Raw genomic sequence first — 15,783 nt, 5'->3', positions numbered from 1 at the left:
TCTCTCGGCCTGCGATGCTTAGTTAGCCACATGGATAAGCGAATTCAGTGATATGGCCACAGGGTAGCGTTGTTCGAGTACCTGTGTAACTGGCAAGCGAGACGATGCGTTTTCGGACGATTGACACTGTTAGAGAGAGTCGAGCGCGTATTTCGTGCTTGTGGGTCGGCCTGACAACGAAAAATGCGACCGAACCCAGTAGATGGATTCGACCGCATTGTTTGGTCAAACAGTCCGCTTCAGGACGCGATCAAGACGGGAAGGAGAACTGAGCGCCTTCACGCACGCCGGCGGAGGGCCAACGCTGAGTGACGGTCTTGCGCTTGGTGTAGAACCGCACCGCGTCCGGGCCGTAGGCAGCCAGGTCGCCGAACAGCGAGCGCTTCCAGCCGCCGAAGCTGTGGTAGGCGACCGGTACCGGCAAGGGCACGTTGACGCCGACCATGCCGACCTGGATGCGGTCGCTGAAGTAACGCGCCGCCTCGCCGTCGCGGGTGTAGATGCAGGTACCGTTGCCGTACTCGTGATCGTCGATCAGCTGCATGGCCTCTTCCATGGAGTTGGCACGCACCACCAGCAGCACCGGGCCGAATATCTCCTCGAGATAGCAGGTCATATCGGGCGTCACGCGGTCGATCAGGGTACCGCCGACATAGAAGCCATTCTCATGGCCGGGAACCTGCACGCCGCGGCCGTCGACCACGACCCTGGCCCCCTGCTGCTCGGCGCTGTCGATATAGCCGCAGACCTTCTCCTGATGGGCCTTGGTGATCACCGGACCGAAGTCGTTCTCGGCATCATGGAAGGGGCCGACCTTGAGGGTCTTCATCCGCCCCTGCATCTTGTCGATCATGGCATCGGCCGCCTCGTCGCCCACCGCTACCGCCACGGAAAGCGCCATGCAACGCTCGCCGGAGGAACCGAAGGCGGCCCCGGTCAGGGAGTCGACCACATTGTCCATGTCGGCATCGGGCATCACGATGGCATGGTTCTTGGCACCGCCCAGCGCCTGGCAGCGTTTGCCGTTGGCACTGGCACGCTGATAGATGGTTTTGGCGATCGGCGTGGAACCGACGAAGCTGACAGCCTGCACGCGGGCATCGTCGAGCAGAGTGTCGACGGCTTCCTTGTCACCGTTGACGACGTTGAGCACACCGGCGGGCAGTCCCGCCTCCAGCGCCAGCTCGGCGATGTAGAGTGCCGAGGTCGGGTCGCGCTCGGAGGGCTTGAGCACGAAGGTGTTGCCGCAGGCGATGGCCATCGGATACATCCACAGCGGCACCATGGCCGGGAAGTTGAACGGCGTAATGCCGGCGACCACCCCCAGCGGCTGGAACTCGCTCCAGGAATCGATGCCCGGACCGGTGTTCTTGCTGTGCTCGCCCTTGAGCAGCTCCGGTGCGCCGCAGGCGTACTCCACGTTCTCGATGCCGCGCTGCAATTCGCCCTTGGCATCGTGGACGATCTTGCCATGCTCCTGGCCGATCAGCCGGGCGATCTCGTCGGCGTTCTGCTCCAGCAGTTGCTTGAAGTTGAACATCACCCGAGCGCGCTTGGCGGGCGGCGTACTGCTCCAGGCCGGATAAGCGGCCTCGGCGGCGGCAATGGCTTCTTCGACGGTAGCCTTGCTGGCCAGACTCACCTGGCCGCCGACCTCGCCGGTGGAAGGGTTGAAGATGTCCTGGGTGCGCCCTTCACCGGCGACGCGTGAGCCGTTGATCAGATGGCCGAGTGTGGTCATGTATTACCTCGTTGTAAAAAGGGGGAAGCCAGATGAGCGCCGGGGACAAGGCGAAGCGAGGGTCTTTTGCCATGGATGGCAAAAGTAGCGCCCATGGAAGGGTTCACAGCGCCCTCGCGGAGACTTGTCGACGGAAAAGCTCATCGCCCAAAAGGCTCCGAGTCGCGTTTGAGATAATTTCCCAATGTTTCAATCCAATTCACCGAGCGCGTCGCCCAATGCATTGATGAGCCGATCGATCTCTTCGCGCTCGACGATGAACGGCAGACCGAGCTGGATGGTGTCGCCGCCATAGCGCACGTAGAAGCCTTTCTCCCAGCACTTCATGGCGATCTCGAAGGGACGTCGTGCCGGTTCGCCGGGATAGGGTTCGATCTGCAGGGCTCCGGCAAGACCGTAGTTGCGAATGTCGCTGACATAACGCGAACCCTTGAGACCGTGCAGGGCTTCCTCGAAGACCGGGCTCATCTCGCGAACGCGCTCGATCAGGCGATCGTTCTCGAGCACATCCAGCGCGGCCAGGGCTGCGGCGCATGCCACCGGGTGGCCCGAGTAGGTGTAGCCGTGGGGCAGCTCGAGCATGTAGTCGGGACCGCCCTGCTCCATGAAGGTCTGATAGATCTCGTCGCGCACGATGACCCCGCCCATGGGCACGGCACCGTTGGTCAACTGCTTGGCGACATTGATGATGTCCGGCACCACGCCGAACTCTTCGGCGCCGGTCATCGATCCCATGCGCCCGAATCCGGTGATGACCTCATCGAAGATCAGCAGGATGTCGTGCTGATCGCAGATCTCGCGCAGACGCTGCAGATAGCCCTTGGGCGGCGGAATCACCCCGGCGGAACCGGCCAGGGGCTCGACGATCACCGCCGCGATATTGGAGGCATCGTGCAGGGCGATCAGCTCCAGCAACTCATCGGCCTGGTCGGCGCCACGTTCGGGCATGCCCCGCGTGAAGGCATTCTCCTTCAGCAGCGTATGCGGCAGATGGTCAGCATCGACCCCTTGACCGAAGAGCACGCGATTGGCCCCGATGCCACCCAGGCTGATGCCGCCGAAATTGACGCCATGATAGCCCTTGGAACGCCCGATCAGCTTGGTCTTGGCCGGCTTGCCCTTCTTGCGCCAGTAGGCACGCGCGATCTTCAGGGAGGTATCGGCACTCTCGGAGCCGGAGCCGGTGAAGAAGACATGATTCAACCCGGCCGGGGTCAGTTCACTCAGGCGGTGAGCCAGCTCGAAGGCCTTGGGATGACCGAACTGGAACGCCGGAGAATAGTCCAGCTCGCCGAGCTGACGGCTGACCGCCTCGGTGATTTCCGGACGACAATGGCCGGCACCGCAGGTCCACAGGCCGGAAAGGCCATCGTAGATGCGTCGTCCCTCGGCATCCTTCAGATAGCTGCCTTCGGCGCCGACGATGATGCGTGGGTCGCGCTTGAACTGGCGATTGCCCGTGTAGGGCATCCAGTAGGCATCCAACTGCTCCGGGCTCAGCCCGGCGGCCCGGGCACGGTTCTGATCCGACATGACGACACCCTCTCGTGAGTCACCTTGATGGAGGTTCTGACAAGAAGGCTAGTCCCGCCCCATGATCAATTAAATCTAGATATATTGAATCTCATGTAAGCTTTCATTTAACTTTCAGCACTCCTGGTGCTAGCCTCTTCGTGCGACACCTTTCGAGGAGCACGGGACGATGTCACGCCGCAAAGAGGCCCTGGGCGGCCAGGTCAGCGATGCCGACCTTCGCCTGCTGAGGATCTACCGCAAGGTCGTGGAATGTGGGGGATTTTCCGCGGCGGAGGTGGAGCTGAACATCAGCCGGGCCGCCATCAGCATGGCCATGAACGACCTGGAAACACGCCTCGGCCTGCGCCTTTGCCAACGCGGACGCAGCGGCTTCGCCCTGACCGACGAGGGCACCGAGGTGTTCGATGCCAGCCTGCAACTGCTGGCCTCGGTGGAAGGCTTCCGCACCCGGGTCAATGGCCTGCATGCCCGGCTCAAGGGAGAACTGAACATCGGCATCACCGACAACCTGGTGACCATGCCCGAGATGCTGATCACCGACGCCCTGAGCGCACTCAAGGAGCGCGGCCCTGACGTGCGCATCAATATCCGCATGATACCGCCCAACGACATAGAACTGGCCGTGCTGGACGGGCAACTGCATACCGGCGTGATTCCGACGCTCAAGCCCCTGCCCGGACTGCAGTATCGCGCGCTCTACGCGGAAGCGTCGCAGCTCTACTGCGCCTCGGGGCACCCACTCTTCGATGCCGAGCACGTGACCGAGGAACAGTTGGCACAGTGCGATGCCGTCGTGCCCGCCTATGCGCAGACACCGGAGATCAAGGCACTGCACGAACCGCTCAAGGCTGCCGCCTCGGCCACCGACCGAGAAGGCATCGCCTTTCTGATCCTCTCCGGTCGCTACCTCGGCTACCTGCCGACCCACTATGCCGAGCGCTGGGTACGCGACGACCGGATGCGCGCCTTGAATCCCCGAGAATGTCACTACCTCACCCACTACAGCGCCATCACCCGCAAGGGGGCGCCGCCCAATCTGGTGCTGGAGAGCTATCTCGAGGAGTTGGAGCGCCTGTCACGTCTCGAGTCTACAGAGTCAAACGAGGGGCCATGACATCGAGAAATGCCTGAATACGCGATGACATGGCGGTATTGCGGTAATAGACCGCCTGTACCCGCTCACGGGGCCCGCCATGCAGGGTGTAGTCGTCCAGCACCGTTTCCAGCCGGCCGGCATCGATATCCGCACGGATCATGAAGTTCGACAGATAGGCGATGCCGTGTCCCGCCAGACAGAGGTGCCGCACCACCTCCCCGCTCGAGGCGGCCAGGGTCGGCGTGATGTCCCAGGAGGCCAGCCCCTCGATCGGCCAACGGTTGAGTGTGGCGGGGCCGATGAAGCCCAGCCGCTCGTGCCGGCCCAGCTCGGCAGGGGCCGTCGGCCGCCCATGCGTGTCCAGATAGGCCGGACTGGCCACCAGATACAGCGGTGATCGCCCCAGGGGACGCGCATGCAGGGTCGAATCCTCCAGCGCACCGATGCGAATCGCCACATCGGTGCGTTGCTCCAGCAGATTGATGATGTCATCGCTGGCGCTCAGTTCCAGCTGGATCGACGGATAACGCTCCCGGAATTCGGCCACCAGCGGCACCAACTGGTGCAGAACGAAGGGACTGGCAGCATCGACTCTCAGGCGCCCGGACGGTTGTTCGCGACGCGTCACCAGCCCCTCTTCGGCGGCATTCAACGCCTCCAGTCCCTCGCGTACCCGCGCGACGAACTCGCTCCCTTCCTCGGTCAAGGCCACGCTGCGCGTGGTGCGGTTCAGCAACGGTGCCGCCAGCTCACGCTCCAGCCGCTGGATGGCCCGCGAGACACGCGCCACCGGAACACCGAGCCGGCCGGCCGCGGCGCTGAAGCCTCCGCTGTCGACCACCGCCAGCAAGAGCTCGAGATCCTCGGATCGTGTACGCACGCTGCGACTCCCTGAACGACACCAAATTATATCGATAACGATAAAAGTCTTTCACAAATAAGCACATTTATCGAAAAAGTCTTTCCCCACAGACTGCGCGACGTCAATGGCAATCATCGCCACCACTCCAAGGGAGAGACTCCATGCCAATCGCGCTTTTCGCGCTCACGCTGAGCGCCTTCGCCATCGGCACCACCGAGTTCGTGATCGTCGGCCTGGTGCCCACCATCGCCCAGGACCTGGGCGTCTCGCTGCCCTCGGCGGGCTTGCTGGTCAGCCTGTACGCCGTAGGCGTCGCCATCGGTGCGCCGGTGCTCACCGCCCTGACTGGACGCTTCAATCGCAAGTGGGTACTGCTTGGCTTGATGGCGCTGTTCATCGCCGGCAACCTGCTGGCCTGGCGCGCGCCGGGCTACGAATCCCTGATCGTCGCCCGCGTGCTGACCGGCCTGGCCCATGGCGTTTTCTTCTCGATCGGCTCGACCATCGCGACTGGGCTCGTCGGCAAGGACAAGGAGGCCCGCGCCATCGCCATCATGTTCACCGGCCTGACCGTGGCCCTGGTCACCGGCGTGCCGCTGGGTACCTGGATCGGCCAGCACCTCGGCTGGCGTGCCACCTTCCTGGCGGTATCCGGGCTCGGCCTGCTGGCCTTGCTGGGCAGCGCCCTGCTGGTACCCGGCAACCTTGAGCGTGCCGCGCCGGCCGGCATCACTCGACAGTTCCGGGTCCTCGCCCAGCCGCGCCTGCTGCTCGTCTATGCCATCACCATCCTGGGGTATGGCGGTACCTTCACCGCCTTCACCTTCCTGGCCCCGATTCTGGAGAACATCAGCGGCTTCGGCAGCGGTGCCGTCAGCCTCATCATGCTGGTCTACGGCGCCTCGGTGGCCGTCGGCAACCTCTATGGAGGCATGCTCGCCGACCGACTGGGCGCGATTCGTGCACTGACCTGGATCTTCGGTGGCCTCGCCAGCCTGCTGCTGATCTTCAGCGTGACCGCCGGCCACCCCATCGCGGCCGTCTTGACGATCCTGGTATGGGGTGCCTTCGCCTTCGGCAACGTGCCCGGCCTGCAGGTCTACGTGGTGCAACTGGCCGAACGCCATGTGCCGGAGAGCGTCGATGTAGCCTCGGGGCTCAACATCGCCGCCTTCAACATCGGCATCGCACTGGGCTCGGTCATCGGCGGCCGGGTCGTGGATGCCATGTCACTGACCGATACCGCCTGGATCGGCGCGCTGATCGTCGTGCTGGCCTTGATCGCAACACGCTGGTCGGGCGCGCTGGATGCACGCAGGTCTTCCCCCCTTGATGGCCCGGAGCACCCGCCCCATATGGGTAACAGTGCGCAAACACATCATGAATCATCTAATCTTTTAAGCGATTAAGCATTGCGCCGGCGCTGCCTCATGCGCCGGCGCTTGCCAGATACACCGAAACACTCAAGGCGACATCCCACAGCACGGAGAGCACATGAGTACCCAACAGACCCTGCCCAATCCCGGCCTCGGCACCTATCGCCTGGAAGGCGACACCGTGAGGCGCGTCATCGACACTGCCCTGAAGCTGGGTTATCGCCATATCGACACGGCGCAGTTCTACGACAACGAGGCCGATGTCGGCGCCGCCATCGCCGCCAGCGAGGTGCCCCGCGAGGAAATCTTTCTGACCACCAAGGTCTGGTTCGACCGCCTGCAGCCGGCGGATCTCAAGGCCAGCGTCGACGAGAGCCTGGAGAAGCTCGGTACCGAGTATGTCGATCTGCTGCTGATCCACTGGCCCTCGCCCGGCGACGAGGTGCCGATGGCCGACTATCTGACGGCCCTGAGCGAAGTCCAGCAGGCCGGCAAGACCCGCCATATCGGCGTTTCCAACTTCACCCGGGCGCAGATCGACCAGGCCGTGGACATCCTCGGCGCCGGTGCCTTGCTGACCAACCAGATCGAGGTGCATCCCTTCCTGCAGAACCGCGACCTGGTGGCGCACTGCAAGCGTCATGACATCGCCGTGACGGCCTTCATGCCATTGGCCGTGGGCAAGGTGATGGAGGATCCGACCCTGCAGCGCATCGCCGAGGCCCATGACGCCACACCGGCGCAGGTGGCCATCGCCTGGCTGAATCAACTGGATATCGTCACCTTCCCGTCCTCCACCAAGGAGACCAACCTCAGGCGCAATATCGAGGCCCTGGACATCACCCTGAGCGACGAGGAAATGGCCGAAATCGCCACCCTCGATCGTGGTGAACGCATCGCCAACCCCGAGATCGCCCCCGACTGGGACCAGTAAGCTCCCGCGCGCCGCTACCCGCAGCGGCGCGCAGCCATCATCCAGGCATCCAGCTCCAAGGCGTCAGGCCAGTCTTGCCGACGCCGTCCTCGCTCACCTCGACCAGAGATCCCCTACTTTGTCTCGTCGCCGATTTGCGGGCGAGTCATGTCCTTCCCTACGCTCATTTCATGGACAGCATCACCGGCCACCCGGCAAGGGCATTGCGGGCTCGCCCAAAAACTGTCCAACTGGTCAATTAGTCTGCTACCAAGTACTATGGCCAAGATAACGACATAACACCGTCAAGCACCGTGTCCAGCCACCGCAATGGGGACGACCATGAAGTACCCTCGCCTCTCGCGTCGCGCCTTCCTGAAAGGCAGCGCCACCGGTATCGGCATTACCGTCGCGCCCTTGGGCAGTCGCGCCTTCGCGGCGCTCTTCGAGCCCCGTGTCACTGCCGCTCGCGACCAGTGGGCCTCCCCCTCGGGGGCACACTTTCGCATCGACGCCATCAGCAAGGTCAGCGGTGCCAAGGTCTTCGCCCGCGACATTCGTGCCCGGGACATGCCAGGCTGGCCACAGCAGCAGAGCCACGCCATGCTGCTCAAGGCGACCCGTGCCGACCGCACTTACCAGGGCTTCGACCTCTCCCTGCTGGACGACGGCCTGCAACCGGATCGCATCGTCACTTCCGCCGACCTCGAGCAGGACGGGGTCGGATTCCCGGAAAGCCATGGCCCGGATCCGCTCCTGCCCGAGGGCAAGACGCCGCTTTTTCTCGGCCATCCGGTAGCCATACTGATCTGGCATGATTTTGCACGCTACCGTGCGGCCAAGAACGCCCTGCAGTTCCGTGACGACCTGATCCATTACGGCGCCAAGACCGGCGAGGTCGAGCGCCCGCCCTACGGGAGTTTCCGCTACGTGCGTGTCGGCGGAGAAACGCCCTACGACCCGGACGTCTTCTCCAGCCTCAAGGACAGCGACCTCTTTCCCACCATCAAGAATCGCCGCCCGGTGTGGCCCGACGATCCCAGCCTCAATGGCGACATCGGCGAACAGGGGGTCTATCACGCCCGACGCATGCAGGACACGCTGGACGATCCGCCCGACAACTGGGAAGTCTTCCAGGCGCGCTACACCACGCCCTACATCGAGCCGGCCGCACTGGAGCCGGACAATGGCAACGGCTGGCTCGACCCCGACACCGGCACCCTGAATTTCGTGGTCGCCACCCAGTGCCCCTTCGAGTCGGCCCACGAGACAGCACGCATGCTCGAGGGCTCGCGCTTCGACGTCCGCCACCTCAATGTCCACCCGGGCTACACCGTGGGCTACGGTTCCAAGGACCACAATATCTTCGTCTACTATGCGGTGATCGCCGCCCTGTATGGCGACGGTCACCCGGTGCGCCTGGCCAATGATCGCTTCGAGCAGTTCCAGAGCGGCATCAAGCGTCACCCCTTCGATATGGATTATCGCCTGGCGGTGGACCGGGACTCCCTGAAGTTCCAGATCTTCCGCGCCCACATGGACGTCAACGGCGGCGGTCGAGCCAACTACAGCGCCTCGGTGGCAGCGGTCGGCGCCACTGCCGCCCAGTCGGTCTACTACCTGCCACGCAGCGATCTGGCCACCACCGCTTACCCCTCCCGGGCCGTGGAAGCCGGCTCGATGCGAGGCTACGGCACCCTGCAGACCATGGCCGCCACCGAGATGATGGTCGATGAACTTGCCGAGCGCCTCGACGTCGACCCCATCGAGCTACGCCGCGCCAATGTGCTCGAGGCCGGCATGAAGAACACCCAGGGGGCGATCCCCGGTGGCGCCATCCGGGTCGGTGAGATGCTCGACAAGGCCAAGCTCCATCCCCTCTGGAAGGAACGCACCGAGCGCCGCGACAAACGCCAGGCCGAGGATCCCGACCACCTCTACGGCACCGGTTTCGCGATCAGCCACAAGGATTTCGGCACCGGCGCCGAGGCGCCCATGGCCAGCGTCGAGATCGATGCCGAGGGGCGCATCCGGCTGCGCCAGATCGCCATCGACATGGGAACCGGCACCGCCACATCCCAGGCCATGAATGTGGTCGACTTCCTCGGTCGGCCGGCCGACGACATCAAGACCGGCGAAACCGACTGGCCGGAGCTGGCGCTCGAGACCAGCGGCAATCCCTATACCATGCAGCAGGCCGAACAGGATCGCCTGAGCCGCAATCCGCGCTGGACACCTCGGCTCGCTTCGCCCTCCTCGGCGTCCAACTCGGCCTATTACTCCAGTCACGCCACGCGTGAGGCGGCACGCCTGGTATTCCGACATGGGCTATGGCCCGCGGCGCTGTCGATCTGGGGGCAGGGCATCTACGGAGGCCAGGCCAATCCCTATGTGGTACGCCTCGAGGACGCCCGCTGGGTCGAAGGGCACCTCACCGCCAGCGGCATGACGCCGATTCCCCTGGCGAAACTGGCCGCCAAGGCGCACGAAATGGGCCTGGTCACCGCCGCCAGCGTGCATGCCTTCAACCGCTGGAGCTGGGCCAGTGCCGAGTTTCCGCTGGGCGACGAGACTCCACGCCTGCCCCTCGACGCCGTGGCAGTGAAGTACGGCGACGACGACTATCACCTGCTCGACCGGCGCGACGTGCGCTATCCCGACGTACAGCTCAACAACGCCCACGTCACCTATTACAGCCCGGTCGCCACCTTGGTCGACCTCCGTGTCAACAAGGGCAGCGGCGAGGTCGAGATCCTCGAACACTACTCCTGGGTGGAGTGCGGCAAGCCGATCGTCCCCGAACTGGTCAAGGGCCAGCTCGAAGGCGGCATCGCCATGGGCATCGGCCACGCCCTGCTCGAAGAGATGCCGCTCTACGAAGACGGGCCCGGCAACGGCACCTGGAACTTCAATCGCTACCAGCTTCCCCTGGCTCGCCATTGCGCGGTCTGGAAGCAGGGCAGCGAAATCCTGCCGCCACTCTCCGATACCGACCCCGCCAAGGGCATGGGAGAGGTGGTGATGATCCCCATCGTCGGCGCCATCGTGAATGCCCTGGCCCACGCCACCGGCCAACGATTCCGTGACCTGCCCGTGACGCCCGAACGCATCAAGGAGGCCCTCCATGGCTGAGCTTTCCACCCGCCCCCTGCGTCTGACGATCAACGGCCAGGCCGTCGGCCCCGTGGAGGTGCCGGACGATCTGATGATGATCGACTTTCTTCACGAATATCAGGGCCTCACCGGTTCGCGGCTCGGCTGCGGTCAGGGCATCTGCCGTGCTTGCGTGGTGATCCTCGATCACGACGACGGCACCAGCGAGGAGATGCGCATCTGCATCACCGGCGCCCACTTCTTTCACGGCAAGCGCATCCGCACCATCGAGGGACACGCAGAACACGGCGATGATGGCGACGTCGTCGCCCTGAACCCGATCCAGCGGAAGTTCGTCGATCATTTCGCCTTTCAGTGCAGCTACTGCGCGCCCGGGTTCGTCAATGCCGCCACGGTGCTGGTGGAACGCCTGGAGCGCGAGCCGGTGGCGCGCGCCGATCTCGAGGCCACCATCGACCAGGCGCTGGGCCATCATATCTGCCGCTGCACCGGCTATGTGCGTTATTACCAGGCCGCCAAGGCGGCCATCGAGGAACTCGGACTGGTCAAGGAGGGCTGAATGCGACGCTTACTGATCGGAATACTGCTGGTGCCCGGTCTGACAGCCCAGGCGGCCGACGATGAATCGCTCATCGAGCGCGGCCGCTATCTGGCGCGCACCGCCGACTGCGCGGCCTGTCACACCGCCGAGGGAGGCGCCCCCTTCGCCGGCGGCGTGCCCATCGCCTCGCCCTTCGGCACCATCTACGGCACCAACATCACGCCCGACCCGGATTATGGCATCGGCGAATACAGTGCCGATGACTTCTATCATGCCTTGACCGAGGGCGAGACACCGAGTGGGCGACAGCTCTATCCGGCGATGCCCTACACGTCCTATCACCTGATGCGTCGCGAGGATGCCGACGCCATCTATGCCTTCCTGATGAGCCGCGAGCCGATTGCCCGTGCGGCGCCCGAGACCGACCTCTCCTTTCCCTACAACCAGCGCTGGGGGGTGGCATTCTGGAACCTGATCTACGCCGATGCCCTTGAGCCGGACGCATCGTCGTCACAGAGCTCCGCCTGGCAACGCGGGCAATACCTGGTCGAGGCGATGGGGCATTGCGGGGAATGCCATACGCCCCGCAGCTGGACGGGCGCCATGGATCTCGACCGCCACCTGGAGGGCGGTAGCCTGGCCGGCTACCGCGCGCCCAGCCTCGAGGCCGAGGCACTGGCCGAGCGCGGCTGGAACCGCGACGATCTCGCACACTTCCTCAAGAACGGCATGAGCCCGCAGGGCTCGGTGTTCAACGAGATGTTTCCGGTGATGCATCACAGCACCCAGTACCTGACCGACGAAGATCTCTCGGCCATGGCGACCTACCTGCTCGGCGACACACCGCCCGAGGCCAGGCGCATCGAGCCCCGTCCCCTGGAGGCCCTGAGCGACTCCGCTCGTCGCGGGCGCCAGTCCTATCTCGACACCTGCGCCGGCTGTCACGGCGGCGATGGCCAGGGCAAGCCGCAGGTCGCGGTGGCCATGAACGGCAACACCACCCTGCGCCTCGAGAATCCCACCAATCTACTCAGGGTGATGCTCGACGGTATTGAAGCCCGCGACTTTCCCGGCTTCGCCCGCATGCAGGAAATGCCCGGTTTCGCCGCTCATCTGAGCGACGCCGAACTCGCCGACCTGGGTAATTACCTGCGTGAAACCTGGGGTGGCCGACCAGGCGATATCGCCCCCGAGGACGTCGCAGACCTGCGCGAGGACAGCGCCCATGCCGCCCCTTGATCTCGCCACCCTGGAAAGCGCCCTGTCATGGGCACGCCAGGGTCACGACGTCTGGCTGTGCACCGTGCTGGCAACCTTCGGCTCGTCGCCCCGTCCGCCCGGCGCACTGCTTGCCGCCACCCGCGATGGCCAACACGTCGGGTCGCTGTCCGGTGGCTGCGTCGAGGACGACTTCCTGACCCGCCTGGCCAGCGGCGAATTCGATGCCGCGCCGCGCCTGGTGAGCTACGGCGCTAATGGCGAGCAAGGCCTGCAACTGCCCTGTGGCGGTGTGCTGGAGGTATTGGTCGAGCGCTTTCCGGCCGGCGAGGCCAGCACGACCTTGCTCGCCGCCATGCGCGATATCCTGCGCGGCGCTCCGCCACGCCTTCGCGAGGTGGCCTTGGACGACGGAGCTACCCGCCTGCTCGATGACGACGGCCTGGGGCCGCGTGTCGAACGCACCCACGACCACGTACGGCTACGCCTGGCTCCGACGCATCGACTGATCATCGCCGGCATCTCGCCGGTGGCGCGTTTCTGCGCCGAGTTCGCTCGAGCACTGGACTTCGAGGTCATCGTCTGCGACCCACGGGAAGAAGCCTGCCGGACCTTCGACATCGAGGGCGTTCAGGTCGTCCAGCGGCTGCCATCCAGCCTGATTCCCGAGGCCAGCCATGACGGTACGGCAGTGGTGGCCTTGACCCATGACCCGCGCATCGACGACCTGGCGATGATCGAGGCAGTCAGAACACCGGCCTTCTACATCGGCGTGATGGGCTCGCACCGCACCTCCGAGGCCCGGGCCGAGCGCCTGCGCCGCTCCGGCGGCCTCGACGAGGCGCAGATCGATCGCCTGCACATGCCCATCGGGCTCGACCTCGGCAGCAAGACGCCCGCCGAGATTGCCCTGGCCGTCATGGCCGATATCCTCCGCGTGCAGCGGGGGCGCCAGCCATGACGGCCGATGATGTGGTGGTCCTGGTGCTGGCCGCCGGTCGCTCCCGCCGTTTCGGCCGTGACAAGCGCACCGCCCGCCTCGCCGATGGCCGCCCCTTGCTGGCGGCCACCCGGGAGTCGGTCTCGCGCACCTACCCTCTCCAACGCCTGATCCTGCGTGAAGGCGAAGGCCCGGCCTCCCTGGGGCTGTCGCCATCGGTGCCGTACTGGCGCGTACCTTCCAGCATCCGGGAGGGCCTCGGCACCAGCCTTGGTCATGCCGTTCGCACCGCCTGCCTCGATCCGGAACTGGCGCATTGCCGCGCCCTGGCGATCTGGCTCGGCGACATGCCCTGGATCGCACCGGCCACCAGCGAGGCGCTGCTCACCCAGGCCCGCGATGACACCATCCTTCGCCCCACCCATGATGGTCAACCGGGCCATCCGGTGCTGTTCGGCCGCACCTTCTGGCCCGAACTGTCGAATCTCACCGGCGACCAAGGCGCACACGAGCTGCTCGTACGCCATCGCGAACGTTGCCATCACCTGCCCGTCGACGACCCCGGCGTACTGCGCGATGTCGACAGGCCACAGGATCTCGACCGGTCGTCGCTTCGTCCCTGACGCCACTGCCCCGGCGGCTTCCGGTTCGCGGAACAATCGTCGTGAGTTGCGCAATTCTGTCCAAGCCCTGGCGGACGAGTGACGCTAGAGTGGTGGCGTAAAGGGCACAGACGCCGCCCGAGGAGGTGCGACCTTGACGCAACGGAGCCAATTCCGCTTCACCAGAAGCCGGCATGTGCCGGGGCTCACCATGCTGCGCGCCGCAATGAGCGACTTCAGCTACGATCGCCACGCCCACGAGGAATATGCCTTCGGCGTGACCCTGGCCGGACGCCAGGACTTCTTCAGCAGCGGCGAATATCATCGCAGTCGTCCCGGCACCGTCATCGAACTCAATCCGGACGAGGTCCACGACGGCCAGGCAGGGAGCGACGCGACCCTCGACTATGTGATGCTCTATGCAGATCCGGCCCAGCTCGCGCCGCTGTTCGCCAGCGCAGCAGGCCGCGAGAGCGCCAGCCAGTTTCGCGCCACCGAGACATTGCTCCACGACGACACCCTGCGTGGCGAGATCCTCGACCTCGCGCGGCGAATCGATACCGACACGGGCAGCCGCATCGATCAGGAGTACGCGCTCTACCGGATCGCCGCCCGGCTTATCCAGCGGACCGGCAACCTGGATGAGGAAGTGTCGACGGGGCGCACCGACAAGCTGCTGGAGCGGGCGAAGGCATTCATCCATGCCCATGCCGAGCACGATCTTTCCCTCGAGGAGATCAGCCAGGCGGCCCACCTCTCCAAGTATCACTTCCTGCGGCTATTCCGTCGCCAGTTCGGCATCACCCCGCACCAGTACGTGCTCAACTGTCGCGTCAACGCCGCCCGCTCGGCCCTCGATGCAGGCCACGAGCTCAACGACGTGGTCGGCCGCTACGGCTTCGCCGACCTGAGTCATTTCAACCGTCGCTTCAAGCGCATCTACGGCATGACGCCGAGACAATACCAGCGCAACGTCATCGTCTGACCGGGACCCCATCATGATCGAGATCCTCGCCTATGCCATTGGCGTGATGTACACGCCTGGGCCAGTGAACCTGTTTGCCCTGAATTCCGGCCTGAATGGCCGCTTTGCCTCGTCGCTGGGCTTCTTCGCCGGCGTCGGCACGGCCATGCTGCTGCTGTTATTGCTGTTCGGCTGGGTGGGCGCGCGCTGGGTGCGCGGCGACGGCCTGATGGTGATCAGCGCCCTGGGCTGCCTCTACATCGCCTACCTGGCCCTCAAGGTCATGCGAGCCGAGGTCAACATCGACGGAGCGACACAGGGCACCCGACTGCGCTTTCGCGATGGCCTGGCCATGCAGTTGATGAATCCCAAGGGGCTGCTGGCGACCCTGCCCATCGCGACCCTCCAGTTTCCCCACGCCGGCATCGAAGGGCCTGCACTGCTGTTCGCCTCCCTGGGCCTTGCGGTACTCGCTTCCGGCGCCCCCGGCAGCTATGCCCTGGCAGGCTTCCTGGCCGGCCGGCGCCTCGGGGATCCGCGCGTCTTCAAGGCCCTCAACCGGGTCATGGCGCTCCTGTTGATCGGCGTGGCAGGCTCGATCGGCTACGAGCACGTCTACCTGCCACTGCATGCGTGAGGGCTCAACGCCTGATCACGACATATCACGCCGCTTGCGAGCCTTGTTGCGCCGATACAGCCGCACCAGGGCGATCCACAGGGCGGCCACCACCATGGCCGCCAGCGTCCAGCCCTGCCAGGGGCGGGCCGCGTCACCCATCACGGTCTCCAGGGTGATGATGAGGATGAAGCCCAGGGCCTGGCTGGCAATGGCCAGGGCGCGAAGGGTGTCGAAGGCCGGTTGTGCCATGAGTGCTCCCGC

General features: G+C 64.9%; 14 protein-coding genes. 10 read left to right on the top strand and 4 right to left on the bottom strand.

All coding sequences use genetic code 11. From position 1 onward, the window contains the following. Nucleotides 1–250: 250 nt before the first annotated feature. Together HELO_RS01525 and HELO_RS01520 are read right to left on the bottom strand one after the other, a co-directional pair. Nucleotides 251–1,741 (bottom strand): CoA-acylating methylmalonate-semialdehyde dehydrogenase, encoded by a 1,491-nt coding sequence (locus HELO_RS01525; protein WP_013331047.1) that lies wholly within the window; start codon nt 1,739–1,741, stop codon nt 251–253. Between the two features lie 189 nt (nt 1,742–1,930). Further along, nucleotides 1,931–3,274 carry an aspartate aminotransferase family protein gene (locus tag HELO_RS01520; RefSeq protein WP_013331046.1) on the bottom strand — a complete coding sequence of 448 codons (1,344 nt, stop codon included), beginning with the start codon at nt 3,272–3,274 and terminating at the stop codon, nt 1,931–1,933. 169 nt (nt 3,275–3,443) lie between these two features. On the opposite strand from HELO_RS01520, the gene HELO_RS01515 reads away from it, so the two are divergent. Continuing rightward, nucleotides 3,444–4,391: a LysR family transcriptional regulator gene (locus tag HELO_RS01515; protein WP_013331045.1), complete on the top strand. Its 948-nt coding sequence runs from the start codon at nt 3,444–3,446 to the stop codon at nt 4,389–4,391. Here the strand turns inward: HELO_RS01515 and HELO_RS01510 are convergent. Then, nucleotides 4,366–5,253 (bottom strand): LysR family transcriptional regulator, encoded by an 888-nt coding sequence (locus tag HELO_RS01510; RefSeq protein ID WP_013331044.1) that lies wholly within the window; start codon nt 5,251–5,253, stop codon nt 4,366–4,368. The two genes, HELO_RS01515 and HELO_RS01510, sit on opposite strands and share 26 nt — an antisense overlap. A 143-nt stretch (nt 5,254–5,396) precedes the next feature. Between HELO_RS01510 and HELO_RS01505 the strand changes: the two genes are divergently transcribed. From HELO_RS01505 to HELO_RS01465, 9 genes are all read left to right on the top strand, one after another. Then, on the top strand, nt 5,397–6,644 hold the full coding sequence (locus HELO_RS01505; protein ID WP_013331043.1) for an MFS transporter: 1,248 nt from the start codon (nt 5,397–5,399) through the stop codon (nt 6,642–6,644). A gap of 85 nt (nt 6,645–6,729) precedes the next feature. Beyond that, entirely contained in the window at nt 6,730–7,545 is an 816-nt protein-coding gene (dkgB, locus tag HELO_RS01500) for a 2,5-didehydrogluconate reductase DkgB (protein WP_013331042.1), read from the top strand. A gap of 321 nt (nt 7,546–7,866) precedes the next feature. After that, entirely contained in the window at nt 7,867–10,656 is a 2,790-nt protein-coding gene (locus HELO_RS01495) for a xanthine dehydrogenase family protein molybdopterin-binding subunit (RefSeq protein ID WP_013331041.1), read from the top strand. Then, a complete protein-coding gene (locus HELO_RS01490; protein ID WP_013331040.1) occupies nt 10,649–11,197 on the top strand; it encodes a (2Fe-2S)-binding protein in 549 nt (182 codons plus the stop codon). The genes HELO_RS01495 and HELO_RS01490 overlap by 8 nt, the downstream gene beginning before the upstream one ends. Continuing rightward, nucleotides 11,198–12,418, top strand: coding sequence for a cytochrome c (locus HELO_RS01485; protein ID WP_013331039.1), 1,221 nt, complete (start codon nt 11,198–11,200; stop codon nt 12,416–12,418). Continuing rightward, nucleotides 12,405–13,358: an XdhC family protein gene (locus tag HELO_RS01480; RefSeq protein ID WP_013331038.1), complete on the top strand. Its 954-nt coding sequence runs from the start codon at nt 12,405–12,407 to the stop codon at nt 13,356–13,358. Before HELO_RS01485 ends, HELO_RS01480 begins: the two co-directional genes overlap by 14 nt. Further along, the gene (locus HELO_RS01475; RefSeq protein ID WP_013331037.1) at nt 13,355–13,960 is read left to right on the top strand and encodes a nucleotidyltransferase family protein; all 606 of its coding nucleotides are present in this window, start codon (nt 13,355–13,357) and stop codon (nt 13,958–13,960) included. Before HELO_RS01480 ends, HELO_RS01475 begins: the two co-directional genes overlap by 4 nt. Before the next feature lie 133 nt (nt 13,961–14,093). After that, entirely contained in the window at nt 14,094–14,924 is an 831-nt protein-coding gene (locus HELO_RS01470) for an AraC family transcriptional regulator (protein ID WP_013331036.1), read from the top strand. 13 nt (nt 14,925–14,937) lie between these two features. Then, nucleotides 14,938–15,540, top strand: coding sequence for a LysE family translocator (locus HELO_RS01465; RefSeq protein WP_013331035.1), 603 nt, complete (start codon nt 14,938–14,940; stop codon nt 15,538–15,540). A gap of 15 nt (nt 15,541–15,555) precedes the next feature. On the opposite strand, the gene HELO_RS01460 is transcribed toward HELO_RS01465, so the two are convergent. Then, nucleotides 15,556–15,771: a hypothetical protein gene (locus tag HELO_RS01460; protein WP_041601837.1), complete on the bottom strand. Its 216-nt coding sequence runs from the start codon at nt 15,769–15,771 to the stop codon at nt 15,556–15,558. Between the last annotated feature and the right edge of the window lie 12 nt (nt 15,772–15,783).

The sequence above is a fragment of the Halomonas elongata DSM 2581 genome (genome assembly GCF_000196875.2).
GTDB lineage: Bacteria > Pseudomonadota > Gammaproteobacteria > Pseudomonadales > Halomonadaceae > Halomonas > Halomonas elongata.
This window is presented reverse-complemented; position numbering and strand designations above follow the sequence as displayed.